This is a genomic window from Polyangium jinanense, assembly GCF_028435365.1.
On record NZ_JAGTJJ010000026.1, the window covers coordinates 69803 to 90714 of the forward strand.

Below are 20912 nucleotides of genomic sequence, written 5' to 3' on the forward strand. Positions count from 1 at the left end.
CCGCCCCGGCGCCACGGAGGCCCCGGCCGGGCAGGGTGAATTCACCGAAATGATTTGGGTTTTTGAGGAGATACGTTCGCTTCGGAACGTCCAGGTGGAAAAGTACAACCGATCCGAGGCAGCGACGTCAAGCGGCGGACCCCAGGATCCGCCGCCGTTCGACGCATCGATCAGCCAGACGTGAACGCGCTGCCCGTCCAGCGGAGTGTCACGGGCTTGCCGGTCGGCGGGAGCTCGACGTCGATTGAAACGAGCTTCGGCGGCTTGCCGTCGCCGTCGGGCACGAGCGCATCGACGCGAACCTTCGTGGCGCGCGCGGGCGCGAGCTCTTCGGGGCGCGCGAGCTGCAAGGAGATCGGCGATTTCTCCGCGAGGCCAAAACGGAGCGCGTAGAGGCCCACGCCCGCCGCGACGACGTCGGGGCCGAGGGGGTCGGCGGCCTTGTCGCGCAGGAGCTTCACGTCGAGGGCGAGGGCGCCCGCAGGCGCGCGGACGAGCGCGACCACGGCCGCGTTCGGATACGGGAGCTCGAGCGAGGCCCGCGCGAGGCGATCCGTGTCCGACTCCGCGAGCCCTTGGCGACCACGGCCCTCGGCGAGCAGGACGTGCGCGAGGTAGCCCGCGAGCCTGCCGAGCGTCTCGTCACCCGCGCGACCGCCCGTCTGCGTGACACGCGCGAGCATGCGGTGCGCGATGTCGAGCCGGCCCGCGCCCGCATGCGCGAGCGCAAAACGAATGACGGCCGCGGGCTCCTCGGGGACGAGCTCTTCGAGCACGGCGTAGGCGAGCGACGCGTCGTCGAAAAAACCCTCGTTGCGCAGGCGATCGCCGAGGAAGGCGCGTGCCCACGGGTCCCGCGGGGCGCGCTCGGAGAGCTCGCCGAACGTCCGGCGCGCCTCCGCCTCGTCGCCGATGCGCAGGAGCGCGGACGCCGCGTCCGCGAGCAGGCCCGCATCCGCGAAGGGATCGCGGCGGGCGCGGCGGATCTCCTCGGAGAGCTCGGCCTTCATGTCGAGCGCTTCGAGCAGCGCGAAGAGCCGGCGCCGAAGCCGCGCATCGTGCGGCGCGATCCCGAGGAAACGGCGCACGACCGCGAGCCGCCCCTTGTCATCGTTCGCCGCGCGGTACTGCTTGCGGAACGTGCCCACGGGGTAGCGCTCACTGCCCACGAGCTCGCGCTTGATGGCAAAGAGCTCCTCGGGGCTCTGCGCGCGACGGATCGCTTCGCGCCGCAGCAGCGCGGCCGCGTCACTCTCGCCGAGCAGCTCGAGCTTCCCGGCGACGCCCACGCGCGCAAGGCCGTTCGGCTCATTCACGAGGATGAGCTCGAGCAGCGCACGACGATCGGTCCACGTGGGCAGCTCGCACGACTGCTTCGCTTCGACGTACACCACGTCGGCCTGGCCGCGGTCGAGCCGCTCGCGCCACACGCCGCGGCGGAGCGGCAGCGGCAGGAACGAGGTCGGCGAGCACTTGCGGCCCCGCAGCGTCGCGCGCGGCGGCGGCAAGCCGAGCGTGCGCGTCACGTCGATCGACACGGTGAGCCCGCTCGCAGGGAAGATCATCCCACGCACCACGACCTCGACGCAGCGGTCGAGCGCGTCGTCGTCCGCGCCTGACACGCCCTTCACGCGGACCTTCTCGGCGCGGCCGTCGCCGTCGATCGAGAAGTTCACTTCGAGCTTGCCCGAGAGCTCGGGCCGGAGCGCCGCGCGCGAGTCGCGGCACGCCCGCACCGAGGGGCCGGCCTCGTCGAGCAGCCTCGCTGCGGCCTCGGCCACCGCGGCCTTGTAGGCGGCCTCGTCGTCCTTGTCCTCGGCCGACTCGGTCTCCTGCGGGACGTTCATCAGCGTCCCGGCCGCCGCGCGCGGCGTGGCGAACGCCGCGGAGAAGCCGGACTCGGGCCCGGCCGAGAGATCGAGGATGCGCGTCTGCAAGAGCGTCGGCGTGTAGACGCGCGGGCCGCCGATCACGAAGCCGGTCCACGGCGTGAGCAGGCCGGCGCGCAAGGCCACGTCGGTCGCGGCCTCCCGCCCCTTGCCCTTCAGCGCGATCTCCTCGACACGCGCCGCGGCCCAGCGCCGGGCCACGTCCTGCTCGCGGAACGCGCGCTCCACGACGACGGGCCGCTTCTCCTCGTGCACGCCGCGCGCGTCGCGGTAGCGCAGCGTGATCGAGCGAGGCGGATCGCCCCGCACGCGGCCCACCGCGAAGACCGTCTCGCCGGCCGTGATCGCCCGCGCCGAGCGCGGGTAGATGCGATCGACCTCGGTCCCGAACACGATCTCGACGCCCGCCACCGCGGGCTGCAGCGCCTCGGCGATGAGCTCGGTCGCGACACGCGCGGCGTCCGTCGTGTCCGCGATCTCGAGCAGCGGCCCCGAGCCGCGCACCAGGCTCGCGAGGGCGAAACGGTTCACGAGCGGCCCGACGCCCACAGCGCCGAGGCGCGGCGCCCCACCCTGTCGGCGCGCGAGCCGCGCCTGGATTCGATCGACCGTTGGATCTCCAACGGTCGGCCAGCCGTCGCCCACGTAGATCACCATGCCGGCGGGCGCGTCGACCGGCAGCGCGTCCGCGCCGACTTCGAGGGCACGGCCGAGATCCGTCGCACCGCCCGTCGAGATCTGCCCGAGCGCCTCGCGGATCGCCTTGCGGCGCGCCTCGTCCACCGGCCCGATCGTGGGCGGTCCGATCGGACGCACCGTTTGATCGGCGGCCAGCACGACCACCTTGTCCCGCGCTCCCAGGCCCGAGAGCACCGCGTCGACGAGCGCGCGCTCCGCGTCGAGCAGCGCCGGCTCCACGCTCGACGAGACGTCGAGCACGAGCGCGAGCGTCACCCCGTCCTCGGCGCGCGCCTCGGGCACCTCGGTGCGCACGAGGATCGTCGAAGCCGGATCATCGTCGTCGCCCTCGAACGGCGGCGCCACGAAGAGCCGCGCGGGCGACGACGAAGGCTCGATCGCCACGTCCACCACGAGGTCCGCGGTCGGCCGATAATCGGGCCGCCGCAGCTCGACGGTGCTGCCCGTCACGCGCGCGCCGAGTCCCGCGCCGATCGACTTCGGGCTCGACTGCGTCGCGTCGATCTTCGCGGAGAACTCGCCGATGAGCGGGGGCGCGGCATCCGAGACCATCGGATAGCGGTACTGCACGACCCAGGTCCCATCGCCCTTCGGCCGCGGCGAGAGCCACTCGACGTACCGGACGATCACCTGCACCGTCGCGCCGGGCGAGATGCTCGGAATCGTCGCGCGGACCCAGCCTTCGCCGGCCCACTCGAGCACCTCGCCGCTCGAGCTTCCGCTCCCGGGGCCGCGTAGATCACGCGTGGCGAGCGCGATGTGTCCCTCGTTCGGGTTGCCAATGCGGACCGAGGCGAACCGCGCCACGATCGCGCCCGGCGGGATCGCCAGGCGATAGTCGCCGGTCACGTACGTGCTGCCGGCGTTGAAGAACGTCGTCCGCACCTCGGTCTCGGCGAGCTCGCGCGCGACCGTCGCCTCGACGTCGTGCGCGCGGATCGTGAGCGGCGAGCCGGCGTCGCCGGGGTTGTCCTGCCGACCCTCCGGCCGACCCCAGAGCTCACCGACGGCCCTGCGCGGCGCGCCCTTCGCGCCCCACGGCGCGGCCATGCCGCCCGTCCAGTCGTCGTAGCCGCGCTCGGGCGCGACCTCGACCTTGCTGCCGTCCACCGTGGCCGTCTCGCCCGCGCGCACCGTCTTCTCGGCGCCGCCCGCGCGCACCGTGATCTCCTCGGTCGCCGCGTAGAGCTTCGCGCTCGAGGGGCGCTCGCGCGAGCGCTCGATGCCGGTGTTCGCGCCGCTCACGATGCCCGTGGCCTCGCCGAGCTCGATCTCGGTCCGCGCGCCGAGCGCACCCTGCACGAAGATGCGCCCGTGCTCGAGCGCCACGCCCTTCTGCGTGATGCGCAGGCTCGTCGATCGATCCAGCACGAGGCCCGTGCCGTCGTCGAGGCGCAGGCGCGCCCGACCGTCGGCGTCGGTCTTGACGACATCCCCCTCGGAAAGCCGCCGCGTCTTGTGCACGGGCACGCCCGCGGCGGTTACCGACGCGTGCACCGCCTGCAGATCGGCCACGGTCGGCACGAGCGGCTGGCTCGGCTTCCGTTCGCCTTGCCCGCGCAGGAGCATGACGGTCACGAGGATGACCACGATCGAGCTCACGATCGCGAAGAGCGCGGGCGGGATGGTCCCGCCTTCGGGCGGCAGGGGCGTCGATGGCGTCCGCCGGATCTGCTCCTGCGCGCGCGGATCACTCACGGGTAGCCATTCGGCCGTGTCGAGTTTGTCGCCACGCGTGACCACGACGATACGGCGCTCGTTCACGCGCGGAGGCTCGGGCACGGCGGCCGCCGGCTCGTCGTCGCCATCGTCGTCATCATCGTCGTCGTCGCTTCCGCCGTCGCTCCCGCCTCCGCCACCGCTGTCGCTACCGCCTCCGCTTCCGCTGCCGCCTGCGCTCGCGCTTTCGTCTCCGCTTTCGCTCGCGCTCGCGTTTTCCTCCGCGCTGGTCGTGGGTTCTTCGGGACGAACGGATGCCTCTCCGGCCGCCAGGGTCGCTTCCTCGGAGGGCGTGCCCTTCACGTCTTGCTCTTCTCGTCGCTCGTCGCTCACGGCTCGACCTCCCGGGCCTCACCCTTCGAGATGGCGAACGCCCGCACCGGCTTGCCGCCGCGCGCGAAGCGGATCGTTTGCTTCACGATGGTCTCGCCGTCCTCCCCCTCGTCGAACACGATCGTCAGGATCGCTTCCGCGCCGAGGCGCGCGGCATGCTCCACGTCCTCGCCTTCGAGCCGCACCTCCACGCGTGCGTCCGGACGCATCGGGAGGAGCGCCTGCGCGATCCCCAGCGTCACGTCGCCCTCGGGTGCCGGCATCTGCGTGCCGAGCCCGTTCGTCCAGAGCGACGGATGGAACTCGGGGTGCGACCACGTCAGCAACACGCGCGCCCCGCGCGGCGCCTTGCCGGCCGCGCGTTCGGTCGAGATCACCCGCAGGAGCCGCGCGCGCAGCGTCTGTTCCTCGTCCTTCTTGCCGTTCTTCTGCGCGAGGAGACGGCCCCACGCGAGGTACGTCGCGGCGAACGCGCGCGCCGTCACGGCCGGGCTCTGCTCCGCGTCGGGCGCGCCCGCTGCGCCGCCCTTCTCGGTCCACTTGATGGCCTCTTCGAGCTTGCCCATGCCCTCGGCGGCCGCCGCGAGCAGCAGCGAGACGCTCGTGTCGTCGGGCGCGAGCCGCGCCAGCGTCTCGTACTGCCGCGCCGCGTCCGCGTACCAACCGTGGGCCCTCAAAAGATCGCCGAGCCTGCGCCGCGCGACCGGATCGTCGGGGGCAAACTCCACGATCTCGCCGAACGACCTTCGCGCCTCGGCCTCGTACGCGGCCTTCTTGCCCGCGTCGGTCTCCTTCGCTGCGCGGCGCAAGTACAGCTCGCCGACCGCGGTCCGCACCCGCGCGTCCGCGTCGGGCCTCGACCTGAGCGTCCGGCCGAGCTCACGCGCGCCCGCGTCGTCCGACGCGTCCTCCAGCATGTCGAGCAGCCGCAGCGCGAGCGCGAAATCGTCCGGCCACTGCGCCACGAGCTCCCGCAGCTTCTTCACCCGCTCGTCGGGCGACTTCGTGTCCTTGATGAGCTTCTCGAGCAGGCCCGGATCCATCGACTTCAGGCCGAGCGCGGCGTGAAGCTCGCGCATCTCCTGCGCGGTGCGCACGCGCGCGAGGATCCCGCGGTAGAGCGCGTCGGCCACGCCGAGGTCCGTGAACATCACGCGCCAGAGCGTCACCTTCGCGGCGATCGACGGCATCGCGTCGAGCATGAGCGACACGAGCTTCGACCTCTCGCGCCACGTCGGCGCCTCGCACGCGGAGAGCGCGGCGCGATAAACCGAGCGCACGCCCTGCGCGTTCCCCGCGACGCGACCGAACCGCTCGCGCCACAGGCCCACGCGCTCCTCGAACGGCACGAGCGCGGCGCCGCTGCACGGCGACGCCTGATGCGGCACGTCGCCCACGTGCACCACGATCGTCGTGCCCGTCGATCCGGCGACGCGCTTGGCTTTGTCCGTGGGCTTCTGGGCCTCGTCGGGCTTGTCCTCGCCTGCGGACGCCTTGCCACTCAGGTCCCCGCCCGCGAGCGGATCCCCCGGAGCGTTCGACTGCTTCGTGAACCCCTGCGGCAGCGACGGCGCGGCCTGCGGTGGACGCGGAGGCGCCGCCGGCGAGGCCGTCGCCGCGGCGCTCGGCATCGCGATCGGGGCCTCCATGATCTTCGGCGGCGCGCTCTTGTGCGTGCCGCCGAGCCGCCCGTGCCCCGAGCCGAACCCTTGCCCCGTGCCCGTGCCCGCGCCTTGCCCGATCGTCCCGATGGAACCGAGCCCGATGCCTTCGCCTCGTCCGCCGCCGCCTTCAGCAAGGCCCGAGAGCCCGAGGCCGCCGGCGCCGTACGCGTCGCCGATCGTGCTGCCCCACTGGTTGCCATTCGCGGCGAGACCATCACTCCCGAGCGAATCGTCGCGGCCCCACGGCGCCGTGGGCGCGTTCGGATCGCCGCCCGCGCCCGTATTCAGCATGCCGATCATCCCGAACTCGGCCGCGTCGCGCAGCGCTTGTTGCCGCGCGATGTGCGGATCGGCGTTGTCCGCGGGCCCTTGCACGCCGTAGCGGTTGCCCGACGAGCGAACCGGGCCGCTGCCCATGGAGCCTTCTTCGCCCTTCGCCCGCGTGCCCGTACCACCTTCCTTGTTGTCGCCGTTCGGCGCGGCAGCGACCTCCGCGGCCGCGACTCCGTTCGCCTCTTCTTCTTCGTCGTCGACGTCCGCCTTGATGATCGGCGTCCACATCATCCGGCGCTTCGTCTCCACGAGGCTCCGCGCCATGCCCTTCTTGCGCTCGAGCTCGGCGCGCTCCTCCGGCGTCATCTCGTTCTTCGTCGGCACGTAGAGCGACGTGACCGGCGTGATGATCGCGTGACGCGATCCGAGATCGACCATCGCCGCGCGCCCCGTCGCCTCGACCATCATCTGCAGGAGGCGCCCTTCCGCCCAGCGACGCCGCAGATCCCCCTCGTCCTCGATCCGCGTCACCTGAAGGTTTGTCCGGACCGTACCTGCAGGCCCCGTCAGCGCCACCGACGTCGGCAAACCCGCAGCCGTCACGCGGCCGATCACCGCGATGCTCTCGTCCGCCACGAGCGCGCCGAGATCTCGCGGGAAAATCCGCTCCACCGTGGGCCCGAGATCCACCTGCGCGCCCAGCCAAACCGGCCGCTCGGCATGCTCGAGCAAGCGAAGCGCCACGCGCGCCGCGGCGTTCGCGTCGGCCACGCGCTCGGCGAAACCGCCCCGCGCGAGACCTTCGAGAAGCGCCATGTCCGCGTCGTCGCCCACGCCCACGCCGAACATCCGCACCGGCCGCGGCAGCTTCGCCATCCGATCCCGCAGTTCCTGCAGCCGGAGCTCGCCGACCGTGGGCGCGCCGTCGCCGACGTACACCACCGCGCCACGCCGCGAAGGATCGAGCAGCGCCGCGGCCTGGCTCAACATCGCCCCGAGATCCGTCGCGCCGCCTCGCTCGATCCGCGACATCCGCGCGAGCACCTCGCGCCGCCCCGCCTCGTCGATCGGCGCGAGCCCGTCCTTGCCCGGCACGACCGGCACGAGCGACGTATCCCCGCCGAATACGCCCACCCGATCGTCCTTGCCGAGGTGCGCGAGCAAGGCCGCCGTCGTCGCCCGCGCGATCGCGAGCGAGGGCGCGTCCGTCGCGGCCGACGTGTCGATCACGATCGCCAGATCGAGCCCGCCCTTCGCGATCGGAACGTCGGCGGATCGCACCGGCACGATCACGTAGTCGGCCTCCGTCTTCGCGCGTTCCATCGCGTGCGCGCGCTCCGAAGGCTGCACTGTCTCGAGATCCATCGTGTGCGGCGCCGTGTAGCCGCGCGGCGCGACGAGGCCGTCGTCGAAGAGCTCGATCGCGAGATCGGCCCTCGGCACGAAGTCCTGCGCGCGCACCCTGATCGTCCCGCCCTCGCGCACGCCGCTCATGCCCGTGCGCACCTCGCGCGCGCCGGCCCGCGCGAGATCGATCGTCGCCGTCAGCTCCTCGATGTGCGGCAAGGACCCCTCGGCGCCCTCGGCCGCCATCGGGTACACGTAGAGCCGTCGCTCTCCGCGCGCCCCCGTGCGCCCGAGCCACTCGGCGTACCGCACCACGACGCGCCGCGATTGTCCGGGCAAAATCGGGTAGAGCCGCGCCTTGTACACGCCCGGCGCCTCCCACTCGAGCAGCGCCGGATCTTCCTTGCTGCCCTCGTAGACGTTCGCCTGGTACTGCGCCGCGGCGGCCTGCTTCTCCTTGACGTACCCCCAGAACACCACGCCGTCGCGATCCACGCCGAACTTGTGCAGCGTCGCGCCCGCGGGCGTGCGGAAGCGGTACACACCTTCGACCGTCGCCGAGCTCGGGTTGAAGAAAAGCTCGTCGACCTCGGTGATCGCGAAGTCGTCCTGGATCGACACGCGCACGTCGAGCCTCTGGATCGCGAGCGGGAAGCGCGGCGCGCCTTGCTCACCCGGCCGACGCGCGCCCACCGTGCCCACGCCGTACGGCGAAGGTTCGGCCGAACGATCCGTTGTCGCGAGGCCGCCCGTCCAGTCCTCCCACGTCAGCACCGGCGACGTCTTCGCCGTGGGCTCACCCTTGTGCGGCTCGAGCGTGAGCCGCTCGCCGGCCGTCGCGCGCGCCGAACCGTCCGTGCGCACCTCGCCGGCGAGCACATACACGTCCGACGCGCCGTCCTTCTGGGCCACATCGATGCTCGCGCGCACGTGCGCGAGGTGCAGCGGCCCGGTCGGCGTCTTGAGCTCGGTCGTGATCGTCGCAGGCGTATCCACGAAGACGCGCCCGTGCTTGATGTCGATCACATCGGCGTGGACGACGAGCTCAGCGGGCCCGCGGACGAGCAGCGTCGCGCCTCCGTCCCGCCGGAGCCACGCGAGCCCGTTTTGCTGCACCCGCACCACCTCGCCGTCCACGAGCCGTTCTCGTGGGTACGGTGGGCGTTCCGGCTCACCGGGCGGCGCGACGAGCACGTCGCGACGGACCGTCCTGAGCTCGGCCCAGGTCTGGGATCGTGGCAGGAGCGGGCGCTCCGGTTCACGACATGCGGTGAGCAGCCCCGGACAAACCAGGGCGAAAAACGCCAGCACCACGAGGGCGAGGCGCGGACGAACGCGGTTCGAGGACATCCTGGGGTGCCTCCACATCGAAAAGGAATGCGGAGACACAGGCGCGCCCCCGATCCTGTCGAGAAGACTCTACCAGGACACCCGACCCGGGATTTGGTTCCTTTTGGAGATTGGATCGCGAGGGAGGAGGGAGGGGCGAGGAGCGAGGCGAAGACGTCGTCGCCCCGCTCCTCCATCGAGCCGGCTCAGGGCGGGGGGGCCGCCTGTGCCTTCTTCGCCGACTTCAGGATGTTGAACTCGACGCGGCGGTTCTTCTGGCGGCCAGCGGCCTGCTTGTTGTCGGCGATCGGCTTATCCGGGCCGTAGCCCTTCGCCTGGAGCCGCGCCTTGTCGACGCCCTTGTCGATCAGGTACTTGACCACGGCCTCCGCGCGCTTCTGCGACAGCGCCCGGTTCTCCTCCGTCTTGCCGACGTTGTCCGTGTGACCCGCGACCTCCACGAGGAAGATCTCCTTGTGGATCTCGAGCACGCTCGAGACCGCGTTGAGCACGGCGAAGCTCGTCGCGCCCTGGATCTTGTCGCTGTTCGTCGCGAACTCGACGCGCTGGAGGATCTTGATGTCGTCCTCCGTGATCGTGACGAGCGCCGGGCCCTTGTCCGGGCAGCCGTCCGTGTCCTCGAAGCCGTTCAGGTTCTCGGGCTGCTTCGGGCACTTGTCCTTGTCGTCCGGGATGCCGTCCTTGTCCGAGTCCGGCGACTCGTCGGGGCAGCCGTCCTCGTCCTTGAAGCCGTTGTAGACCTCGGGCGTGTCGATGCACTCGTCGAGATCGTCGTTGATCTTGTCGCCGTCGTTGTCCGGATCCGGGCAGCCGTCGGTGTCGGAGAAGCCGTCCGTGTCTTCCGGCTGATCGGGGCAACCGTCGGCCTTGTCGGCGACGCCGTCCTGATCCTTGTCCGGGCAGCCGTAGAACTCCTTCACGCGCATCTTGCCGAAGTCGTCCGGGCACTTGTCGTCCGCGTCCCCGATGCCGTCCTTGTCCTTGTCGGGCAGCTCGTCGGGGCAGCCGTCGTCGTCCTTCAGGCCGTTGATCGTCTCCGGCTTGAGCGGGCACTTGTCGTTGACGTCGATGACCTTGTCCTGGTCGTTGTCGTCTTCCAGGCAGCCGTCGTCGTCCTCGAATTCGTCCTTGTCCTCGGCGATCGACGGACACTTGTCGTCCTTGTCGTTGATGCCGTCGCCATCCTCGTCGCCGACCTCGGCGACGAACGCGATGCCGCCGAGCGCGCGGAAGAGCGGCACGCCCACGCCTTGCAGCACGCCGCCGCCGCCGCCGAGCGTGAAGGCGAGCGGGACGCTGAGCGGCGTGATCTGGAGGGCGCCGTCGACCTCGAGCGAGTTCGTCCCGTTCTGCGAGCTGAACTTCGTGCCGCCGAAGCCCTCGGCGAACACGCGGACCGTCGGGCTCACGCGATAGCCGAGCGCGGCGCCGTAGCGGAACTCGAAGGGACCCACCGTCGTCGAGCCGAGGCGCGCCTCGGGGCGGTAGACGCCGCGCAGGTTCAGGCCGAACGAGACCCCGCCGAACGAGCCGTCGAAGATCAGCCGGCCGCCCGCGGTGATCGGCGTGCTGTTGCCGATGTACTTGTCCTTCGCGGTGATCGTGCCGAGTGGCGCCGACACGTCGACGGCGCCGCCGAGCACCACGGCGCTCGTCTTCGGATCACCGAAGAAGCGGAACTTGCCTTCGAGCGTCGCGTCACCCACGCCAAACGCCTTGAGGCCGTTCGGATCGGGCCCGCCCGTGTCGAGGTTGATGCCCGAGCCGCTCACGTACATCACGGGCAGGCGCAGGCCGATCTGCACGACCGGCACCGGCGTCAGCGACGCGAGCACATCGGCGGTGAACATGTCGCTGATGACCGCGACATCCTGCGTCGCGGCGTTCGGCGCGCTGCAGTCGGCCTGCGCCCTACAGCTCTTCACCACGAACGGCTTGTTCGCGTAGTTCACCATCAGGCCCGCGGTGAAGCCCATCGCGGCGTCCATGCGAGCCCCCGCGACCGTGAGGTAGTTCTTCGACCCCGGCACGGGTTCGAACCGCTGGACGGAGAACTCTCCCTCCTTCGCGCCGCTCGCGGCGCTCTCCTGGGACAGCGCAGCAGTCGGGACGAGCGAGACGGAGAGAAGTCCCAGAAGAGTCAGCAGCCTTGGCGATAGTCGCGTTCTCATCAACCCTCTTGGCGCGGACGGCAAACCGGCACGTTGGGAACGGCGGTACACGAGAATTGCAGGAATAGAAGACCGTCCCGAGCGCCGCAACGGGGATCCTGGATTCGGGTGAAATTTCGGGCCGTTCTGGCCGTACTGGACGCGATTCGCCGGCCGGCTGACGCTCGGCCGGCCGCTCCGGCCCCGCGAAAAGCACGTTCGCGGCGGGGCCGTCCGCGGCCCGAGGGGCCGGGCCGGGTTTTCCCCGAGGGACCTCGGAACCTGTCCCTTGGCCACGCGGCCAACATCGATCCACGTTGACCACACCCGCTCGGCGTGAGACATCGCCCCTGCCCGAGCGCCCGGACGAGCCGTGCGCGGGCACGGCGAGACGAACCTCGTTACGACACCCAAAGCGCGCGGCACGCGGATTCCAAGGCGGGGCCCCGTCCGGCGCGACACACGCAGCAAACGCGCCATGCGAATTTCGTCGCGGTACCTAGGCTCCTCGTACGGATCGGGAACGAGAACGGCAGCATCCCTCGCGGCGCTCGCCTTCGGCCTCACGGCGGCAGGGTCCGCCCTCGCCCAGCCCGCGGCGCCGCCTCCGCCAAAGCCCGCAGAAACCACGCCTGCGCCTGCGCCTGCGCCCGCGCCCGCGCCCGCGCCCGCAGACGAGCCGCTCGTGCCTCCGAACGGCACGGGCGCAGGCACGTCGACGCAAGCCGCGCCGGAAGCCGCGTCGCAGACCTCCACCCCGCCTGCGCCGAAGCCTGCCGCGCCCGTCGCTGCCACGCCGGATCCGGATCGCGACGCGCGCGCGCTCACGCGCCAGGGCGCCGATCGTCCTCCGCCGACGGGCGATGTCGGCGTGCGACCGAGCGACGTCTTCGCCGAGGACTGGTGGTCACAGGCGCGACCAAGCCTGGAGATTCACGGCCTCTTCCGCGTGCGCGCCGAGCTCTTCCATCACTTCGCGCTCGGCCGTCGCGAGCTGCCCGATCGCGCGCTCTGGCCGCAGCCGCCCGACAACGCCTACTACCCCACGTCGGGCGCGGTCCAGACCGTCCCCCTCTGCGGCGACGATCCCACGGCGACCTCGGCTTGCGAGAACAACACGCAGGCCGGCGCGAACATGCGCTTCCGCCTCACGCCGGAGCTGCACATCAGCGACAACCTCCGGGTCCTCTCGCAGATCGACATCCTCGACAACTTCGTCCTCGGCTCCACCCCCGAGGGCTACTGGAACACGCCCGCGGTCGGCGGCAACTACACCGTGGGCGAGCGCGGCGGCTACGCGCCGCTCGGCGTGCTCGCGACCACCTCGTGGGCGCCCGTCGCGGGACAAACCAGCACCGTCGACAGCATCATCGTCAAGCGCGCCTGGGGCGAGTACGTCACGCCCGTCGGCCTCCTCCGCTTCGGCCGCATGCCGAACCAGTGGGGCCTCGGCATCCTCAACAACGAGGGCAACGGCTACGACTCGGACTACCAGAGCACGGTCGACCGGATCATGTTCGTGACCGGCATCAAGAAGTACGACCTCTACTTCGCCGGCGCGTGGGACTTCATCAGCGAGGGGCCGACAAGCGCGGCGCTCCGCGAGCAGCAGGGCCAGCCCTACGATCTCGGCCAGCTCGACGACGTGAGCCAGTACGTGTTCATGGCCGCGCGCAAGCGTGATCCCGAGCTCGCGCGGCTCGACCTCGCCAAGGGGCTGCCGGTCATCAACGGCGGCATCTACTTCGCGTACCGCAACCAGGTCCTCGCGAACGACACCACCGATGCCGCGACGAGCGCCACGTTCGGCCAGTCGGCAACCGGCATCCGCGCCGGCTATGCACGCCGCGGCGCGCAGTTCTTCACGCCAGACCTCTGGTTCCAGTTCCTCTACAAGAAGTTCCGCTTCGAGGCCGAGGCCTCGATGACCTACGGCACGATCGACAACCTCCAGCCCGCGGGCAGCACCACCGTCGAGCGCAACCCGCTCGACGCCGAGGACACCGGCTGGACCGTGCGGAGCTTCATCGTCGCGTCGCAGAGCGAGATCCGCCTCCTCGACGACAAGCTCCGCATCGACCTCGGCTTCGGCTGGGCTTCGGGTGATCCCGACGTCGAGGGTCTCGCGCCGCCATCGGGCCGGATCGATCGGCAGCTCACGGCCGATCGGACGTTCTCGACGGGCCGGTTCCACCCGGACTACCGCGTCGATCTCATCCTCTGGCGCAACATCATGAGCCGCGTGCAGGGCGCGTATTACTTCCGCCCCTCCGTGCAGTACGACTTCGCGCGCGACCCGAACGGACAGCGCCTCGGCGGCAGCGCGGCGCTCATCTGGAGCCGCGCGAGCGAGTTCATTCAGACGCCGGGCAACAAGCGCGACCTCGGCGTCGAGCTCGACTTCTCGCTGTATTTCCAGGCGAAGGACGGCACGCTGAACGACAAGCCCGATCAGATGGGCGGCTTCTACACGATGCTCCAGTACGGCGTGCTCTTCCCGCTCGGCGGCTTCGACTACCTGCCCGGCGAGATCGGCCGCTACGAGAGCGCGCCGGAGAACCGCAATGCGCCCACGCTCGAGACCGAGACGGCGCAGACGCTCCGCTGGTACCTCGGGATCATGTTCTGAGGCGCGAAACATGGTAGATGGGCGGGCGCCATGTCCGCCTCGAGCCATCAGATTCGCCGCACCTTCCTCGATTTCTTCGCCTCCCGCGGCCACGAGGTCGTCCCGAGCGCGCCGATCGTCCCGCAGAACGATCCCACGTTGATGTTCGTCAACGCCGGGATGGTGCCGTTCAAGGACGTCTTCACGGGCAAGGATCGCCGCCCGTACACGCGCGCCGCGAGCAGCCAAAAGTGCATCCGCATCAGCGGCAAGCACAACGACCTCGAGAACGTCGGCGTCACCGCGCGCCACCACACGTTCTTCGAGATGCTCGGCAACTTCAGCTTCGGCGACTACTTCAAGGAAGAGGCCATCACGAGCGCCTGGGAGCTGCTCACGAAGGTCTACGGCGTCCCGAAGGAGCGGCTCGTCGTCACCGTGTTCAAGGGCGAAAACAACTTCCCCGCGGACGAGGAGGCGGCCGAGATCTGGCGCAAGGTCACGGGCTTCGGCGACGATCGCATCCTCCGGCTCGGCATGGCGGACAACTTCTGGACCATGGGCGACACCGGCCCGTGTGGCCCCTGCTCGGAGATCCACTTCTTCACGGGCGACGAGGTCGACCTCTCGCGGTTCGGCGAGGAGCCCCGGCTCGACGGCTCGGGCTGGACCGAGATCTGGAACCTCGTCTTCATGCAGTACGACCGCGCGGAGAAGGACGCGCCGGTCACGCCGCTGCCTGCGCCGAGCATCGACACGGGCATGGGCCTCGAGCGCATCTCGTTCGTGCTCCAAGGGGTCACGTCGAACTACGACACCGACCTGCTCCGCCCGCTCGTCGAGCGCGCGGCCGAGATCGCGGGCAAGACGTACGGGGCGAGCCTCGCGCCGGACGACATCTCGCTGCGCGTCATCGCCGACCACGCCCGCACCACGGCCTTCCTCATGGCCGAGGGCGTGATGCCCGAGAAGCAGCGGCGCGAGTACGTGCTCCGTCGCGTCATGCGCCGCGCGATCCGGCACGGCTACCGGCTCGGGATCGAAAAGCCGTTCCTCCACGAGGTCGCGCTGCTCGTCGTGGATCGCATGGGCGACGTCTACCCCGAGCTCCGCGACCGGCGTGAGCTCATCGCGCGTGTCACCGAGGACGAGGAGGTCCGCTTCCGCGCCACGTTGAAGCGCGGCATGAAGATCCTCGACGAGCACTTCGATACGATGCGCGAGAAGGGCGACAAGACCCTCGCGGCGCCCGCGGCCGCGGATCTTTTCACCACGTACGGCTTCCCCCTGGATCTCACGCAGGTCATCTGCGGCGAGCAGGGCTACGGCGTGGATGTCGAGGGCGCCAACAAGATCATCAAGGGCGCGGACGAGGCCGACGGACCGATCGATCCGACGGCCGCCCTCGACCCCGCGTACCGGCAGGCGCGGGAAAAACTCGGTTCGCCCGTGGCCTTCACCGGCTACGAGCGCGAGGCGGGCGAGAGCGAGGTCGTCGCGATCCTCGCGGTCGAAAAGAAAGACGGCCAAGGCAAACCCACCCGCGCGCTCGTCGACCGGGCGAACGCGGGCGCGCACGTCGAGGTCGTGGTGAAGGAGACGCCGTTCTACGCCGAGAGCGGCGGCCAGGTCGGCGACATCGGCGTGATCACGGCCGGCGACCTCCGCATCCGCGTCACGGACACGCAGCGCCCGCTCACGGGGCTCGTGGTGCACGAGGGCGTGATCGAGACGGGCGAGGTCAGCGTGGGCCAGAAGGTCACGCTCACCGTCGATCCCGCGGCGCGCTCGGCCACGCGGCGCAACCACTCCGCGACGCACCTGCTCCACTGGGCCCTGCGCACGGTGCTCGGCGAGCACGCGCAGCAGAAGGGCTCGCGTGTCGCGCCGGACATGCTCCGGTTCGACTTCGCGCACAACAAGCCCCTCACGCGCGACGAGATCGAGCGCATCGAGGACCTCGTGAACGGCAAGGTCCTGGAGAACGCGCCGGTGCTCACGGAGGTCCTGCCCGTCGACGAGGCCCGCAAGCGCGGCGCCGTCGCCATCTTCGAGGAGAAGTACGGCGACGTCGTCCGCATGCTGACGATGACCCAGGACTCGATCGAGCTCTGCGGCGGCACGCACGCGCGGGCGCTCGGCGACATCGGCCTGTTCAAGATCACGGGCGAGGGCGGCGTCGCGGCCGGCGTGCGGCGCGTCTTCGCGGCGACGGGCAAGAACGCGCTCGGCTACGTGCGGAGCCTCGAAGACGACATCCAGAAGGCGCGCCAGGTCGCGAAGGCGCAGGGCGGCGATCTCTCGGACAAGATCGGCAAGATCGTGGCGCACGAGCGCGAGCTCGAGAAGAAGGTCGCCGAGCTCGAGCGCAGGCTCATCGAGGGCGGCGGTCCCGGCGGCGGCGGGGGCGGCGGGATCGACGCGATGCTCGCGGAGGCCCGCGATATCTCGGGCATCAAGGTCCTCGCGCGTCGCATGCCCGATGGCACGCAGGCGGCGGCGCTGCGCGAGATCGCGGAAAAGCTCCGGGACAAACTCGGCGAGTCGAGCCTCGTGCTCGTGGGCGCGGTGGACGCGGGCAAGGCGCAGCTCGCGGTGATGGTCTCGAAGGCCGCGACGAGCCGCGTGAAGGCCGGCGACGTGATCAAGAACGTGGCCGCGATCGTGGGCGGGCGCGGCGGCGGCCGGCCCGACATGGCGCAGGCCGGCGGCCCCGAGGCCGGCAAGATCGACGAGGCCATCGCGGCGACGTATGGCGAGGTCGAGCGTCTCGTGACGGCGTAATTCGGGCGTCCCCCTACACGTCTCCCCTACCTCTTTCAGGATCTTCCTCACGCCGCGCTTGCCTCGGCGCGGCGTATTGCCCTACCGTCGACCGGTTCCACGGGTCGATGGGGATGAGCCAGGACACGGATTCGCTCGAAGCGCAGGTGGCGGAGCTCCAGCGCCGCAACGCGGAGCTCCAGCGGGAGCTGTGGTTGAAGACGCAGATGTACGCGACGCTGGTGGAGGACCAGCGTGAGCTCATCTGCAGGTTCAGCATGGATGGCACGCTCTCCTTCGTGAACGACGCGTATTGCCGCTACTTCAGCAAGACGCGCGAAGAGCTCATCGGCCACCGTTTCGCGCCCCTCGTCCCGGAGGAGGATCAGGTCCTCATCGCCGACGTGCTCGCCCGACTCGGGCCGAACGAGCCAGTCATCGAACTCGAGCACCGGGTGCTGCCGCCTGGGGGCGAGGTGCGATGGCTCAACTGGATCGATCGCGCGATCCTCGACGAAGCGGGCAACGTCGCGGCGTTTCAGGCCGTCGGGATCGACGTCACGGATCGGCGGCGCGCGGAGGAGCACGCAACGCGGAACGAGCAACTGCGCGCGGAGCTCATCGACGCGCAGGAGCAGGCGCTCCGGGAGCTCTCGGCGCCGCTCATTCCCATTGCCGACGACGTGCTCGCAATGCCGCTCGTCGGGCGTATCGACGAGAAGCGCGCGCAGGTCGTGCTGGAGACGCTGCTCGAAGGTGTGGTGAACATGGCGGCCGAGACGGTGCTGCTCGACGTGACGGGCATCACGACGATCGACACCCAGGTCGCCGAGGCGCTCGTGCGCACGGCGCACGCCGTGAAGCTCATCGGCGCCAAGGCCGTCTTCACCGGGATCCAGCCCCACGTGGCGCAGACGCTGATCACCATGGGCGTCGAGGTGCACGGCGTGATCACGGTGCGCAGCCTGAAAGACGGGATCGCGTGGGCGATCCAGGAGCGCGGCAAGGCCCGCAAGGCAGCGCGGCCCCGGCCCCGCCAAGCCTGAACCGCTAGGTCAGGAGGCCGGACGATTCCGGTCCAGCACCAGGATGCTGTACGCGGGGGACGTGGTCCCCTGCTCCGGTTCGTCGCGGCGCGTGATCTCCCGCCATTCTGCCCGGTCGAATGCGGGAAAAAAGGCGTCGCCCGCGGGCCGGGCGTGGACCTCCGTCAGATACAGCCGATCCGCCTGCGCGAGCGCCTCCGCAAACAAGGCCTCCCCGCCAATGACCACGATCTCGCCGGCGCCGACCTCCGCCGCAAAGAGGCGCGCCCGTCCGATGGCCTCGGCAAAGGAGTGGCAGACCACCGCTCCCGGCGCGCGATAATCGTCCTTCCGCGTGACGACCAGGTTCTTGCGGCCAGGCAGGGGTTTTGCCCCGATGCTCTCCCAGGTCTTGCGGCCCATGACAATGGGCTTGCCCATGGTCGTGGCCTTGAAGTGGGCGAGGTCGCCCGGAAGCCGCCAGGGCAGGCGGTTGTCGACGCCGATGACGCCATTCTCCGCGACGGCGGCGATCAGGGCGAGGCGGGGCTCGGTCGTCATTTCCCGTCCTTCACCTCGAGCCTATCGAGCAGCCACGCGTACTTGAACGCCATCTCCTGCATTCGCTCGTAACGCCCTGATTTGCCCCCGTGCCCGGCCGGATCGAGGTGAATGCGCAGGAGGAGCTGGTTCTGGTCCGTTTTCATTTCACGGAGCTTCGCCACCCATTTCGCGGGCTCCCAGTACATCACCTGGCTGTCGTTGTACGACGTGTTCACGAGGATCGACGGATACGCCTTCTTCCCGACGTTCTCGTAGGGGCTGTAGCGGGCGATGTATTCGAATTCGTCCTTCTTCTTGGGATTGCCCCACTCCTCGAATTCCTCGACGGTGAGCGGGAGGGATTCGTCGAGCATCGTGTTGATCACGTCGACGAAAGGCACGTCGGCGATCGCCGCGCGATACAGATCCGGGCGCATGTTCAGGACCGCGCCCATGAGCAGACCGCCCGCGCTCGCGCCCTGGATCGCGATGCGATCCTTCGCGGCCCAGCCCATTTGCACGAGGCCCTCGGTCGCGTCCACGAAATCGGTGAACGTGTTCATCTTCGTCTTCATGCGCCCGGCGTCGTGCCAGATCTCGCCGAGCTCGCCGCCGCCGCGAATATGGGCGATCGCGCAGACCACGCCGCGATCCACGAGCGAGAACGCCTGCGCCGAGAACATCGGGAAGATGGGGAAGCCGTACGAGCCGTATGCATATAGGAAGAGCGGGTTCTTCCCGTCCGGGTTCGTCCCTTTTTTGTAGAGCAGCGAAACCGGGATCTTCGTGCCGTCCTTGGCCGTCGCGTGCACCCGCTTCGACTCGTACCGGCCGGGATCGTAGTTCGGGACCTCCACGCGCTTCTTCTGCACGAGCGCGCGCTTCTTCGGTTCGTAATCGTACACCGTGGGAGGCGTCGTCGGTGATTCGAACCGGAATCGATAGAACGTCGCGTCGAACTCGCGGTTGTCCCCCTGCCGCAGCGTGAAGATCGGCTCGGGCAGCGTGACCCGGTGCGAGCCGTCGAGGGAGAGCTTTTTCGGGTCGAGCACCCGGATCTGGCGCAGGCCGTCCTCGCGCTCGAAGGCCACGGCAAACGTCGAGAAGAGCTCGACGAATTCGATCATCACGTTCTTGCGGTGCGCAATCGTCTCCTTCCACGACGCACGCCCCGGGGATGAGACCTTGGCCACGACGAGCCGGTAGTTCGTCGATTTCGGATCGCCCGGCTTCGCGGGGCTGTTCGTGCGGATCACGAGTTCGTCGCCGCGATGATCCACGTCGTACTCGTGGTCCTGCTCCCGCGGCTCGACGAGCGTGAGCGACGCGCTGGGTTTGTCCGCGGGCAGGAAACGGACCTCGCTCGTCGTGTGGCTGTTCGACTGGACGAAGATGAGCTTCTTGCTGCTCGAACGAGCCGAATGCAGGCGGAACCGCTCGTCCTTCTCCTCGTAGAGCAGCGCATCCTTGGCCGCGTCGTCGCCGAGGTTGTGCCGGAAAAACTTGTGCGAGCGCTTCGTGACGGGATCCTCGACCGTATAAAAGAGCGTCTTGCCATCCTTGGCGAACACGACCGACGTGACGCGCTCGGCCCGATCCGCGAGATCCTTGCCCGTCTTGAGGTCCCGCACGTGAAGCACGAATTGCCGGAAGCCGGTGGTGTCGAGGCCATACGCGAGGAGATTGCCGTCCTCGGAGAACGCGAGCGGGCCGAGGCCCACGTATTTCTCGGTCTTCGCGATCTCGTTCGGATCGATCACGATCTCCTCGGGCGCCTTGTCCCCGCCCTTCACGGCCTTGCGGCAGTAAATGGGGTATTGTTTCCCTTTTTCGGTGCGCGTGTAATAGAGATACGCGCCCTCCCGGGAGGGGACCTCCACGTCGGTCTCCTGCAGGCGGCCGAGGATTTCGCCATAGATGCGGTCCTTCACCGGCGTGAGCGCGGCGGTCATGGCCTCGCTGTACGCGTTCTCCGCGCGCAGGTGCTCGAGCACCTCGGGCGCGTCCTTCTTGCTCAGCCACGCATAGTCGTCGACGAGCTTCACGCCGTGGAGCTCGGTGACGCGCGGCTCCTTCTTGGCAATCGGCGCGACCGGGCCCTTCGGTGCCGGTTTTTCCGCGGCGGCGGCGCTCGTCGCGGCGGACGGCGACGCGGCCGGCAGGCTCGTGGTCGGCGCGGGCGCCGGAGGCAGGCCCTCGCCCGAACAGCCGAGGACGAGGAGGAGCGGAAGGACGAACGGGGTGCGTCGGATCATCGCGGCGAAGGATAGCCCAGGTTCGCCCTCGGGCATGGCCTACGGAACGCGCCTCCAGGAGCGGAACCGCCGAGCCGGCGCGTTCCGCGCCGCGCCCTGGCCCGGACATCGCATCGCCCCTACCGTCGCCGACGAGGACAGGCAACCCGAAACGTTTTTCAAATCTGCAACGTGCGGCGCGCGCGGGTGCTTCTCTCGCGTTCCGCCACGAGGTCCGGCTGCCCGTTGCGGCCCTCGGGGCGCCTTCGGTATCGTACGAGCCTGCCGCGGCGGAAAGACGCGGCCAGACGAGGA

General features: G+C 69.9%; 8 protein-coding genes. 3 read left to right on the top strand and 5 right to left on the bottom strand.

Annotated features, from left to right (window positions below):
* Positions 1 to 170: 170 nt before the first annotated feature.
* From KEG57_RS32000 to KEG57_RS32010, 3 genes are all read right to left on the bottom strand, one after another.
* Entirely contained in the window at positions 171 to 4640 is a 4470-nt protein-coding gene (locus KEG57_RS32000; RefSeq protein ID WP_272421105.1) for a VWA domain-containing protein, read from the bottom strand.
* Entirely contained in the window at positions 4637 to 9274 is a 4638-nt protein-coding gene (locus tag KEG57_RS32005) for a VIT domain-containing protein (RefSeq protein ID WP_272421104.1), read from the bottom strand. The genes KEG57_RS32000 and KEG57_RS32005 overlap by 4 nt, the downstream gene beginning before the upstream one ends.
* A gap of 185 nt (positions 9275 to 9459) precedes the next feature.
* The gene (locus KEG57_RS32010; protein WP_272421103.1) at positions 9460 to 11445 is read right to left on the bottom strand and encodes an OmpA family protein; all 1986 of its coding nucleotides are present in this window, start codon (positions 11443 to 11445) and stop codon (positions 9460 to 9462) included.
* A gap of 457 nt (positions 11446 to 11902) precedes the next feature.
* On the opposite strand from KEG57_RS32010, the gene KEG57_RS32015 reads away from it, so the two are divergent.
* The 3 genes from KEG57_RS32015 to KEG57_RS32025 all read left to right on the top strand — a co-directional run bounded on the left by KEG57_RS32015 (position 11903) and on the right by KEG57_RS32025 (position 17841).
* Positions 11903 to 14053, top strand: a complete 2151-nt coding sequence (locus tag KEG57_RS32015; protein ID WP_272421102.1) for a TIGR04551 family protein — start codon at positions 11903 to 11905, stop codon at positions 14051 to 14053.
* A 30-nt stretch (positions 14054 to 14083) separates the two neighbouring features.
* Positions 14084 to 16816, top strand: a complete 2733-nt coding sequence (alaS, locus tag KEG57_RS32020; protein WP_272421101.1) for an alanine--tRNA ligase — start codon at positions 14084 to 14086, stop codon at positions 16814 to 16816.
* 113 nt (positions 16817 to 16929) lie between these two features.
* Positions 16930 to 17841, top strand: a complete 912-nt coding sequence (locus KEG57_RS32025) for a PAS domain S-box protein (protein WP_272421100.1) — start codon at positions 16930 to 16932, stop codon at positions 17839 to 17841.
* A gap of 9 nt (positions 17842 to 17850) precedes the next feature.
* Here the strand turns inward: KEG57_RS32025 and KEG57_RS32030 are convergent, their stop codons facing one another.
* Together KEG57_RS32030 and KEG57_RS32035 are read right to left on the bottom strand one after the other, a co-directional pair.
* Positions 17851 to 18381, bottom strand: coding sequence for a dihydrofolate reductase (locus tag KEG57_RS32030; protein WP_272421099.1), 531 nt, complete (start codon positions 18379 to 18381; stop codon positions 17851 to 17853).
* Positions 18378 to 20618, bottom strand: a complete 2241-nt coding sequence (locus tag KEG57_RS32035) for a S9 family peptidase (protein WP_272458790.1) — start codon at positions 20616 to 20618, stop codon at positions 18378 to 18380. The genes KEG57_RS32030 and KEG57_RS32035 overlap by 4 nt, the downstream gene beginning before the upstream one ends.
* Positions 20619 to 20912: the final 294 nt, after the last annotated feature.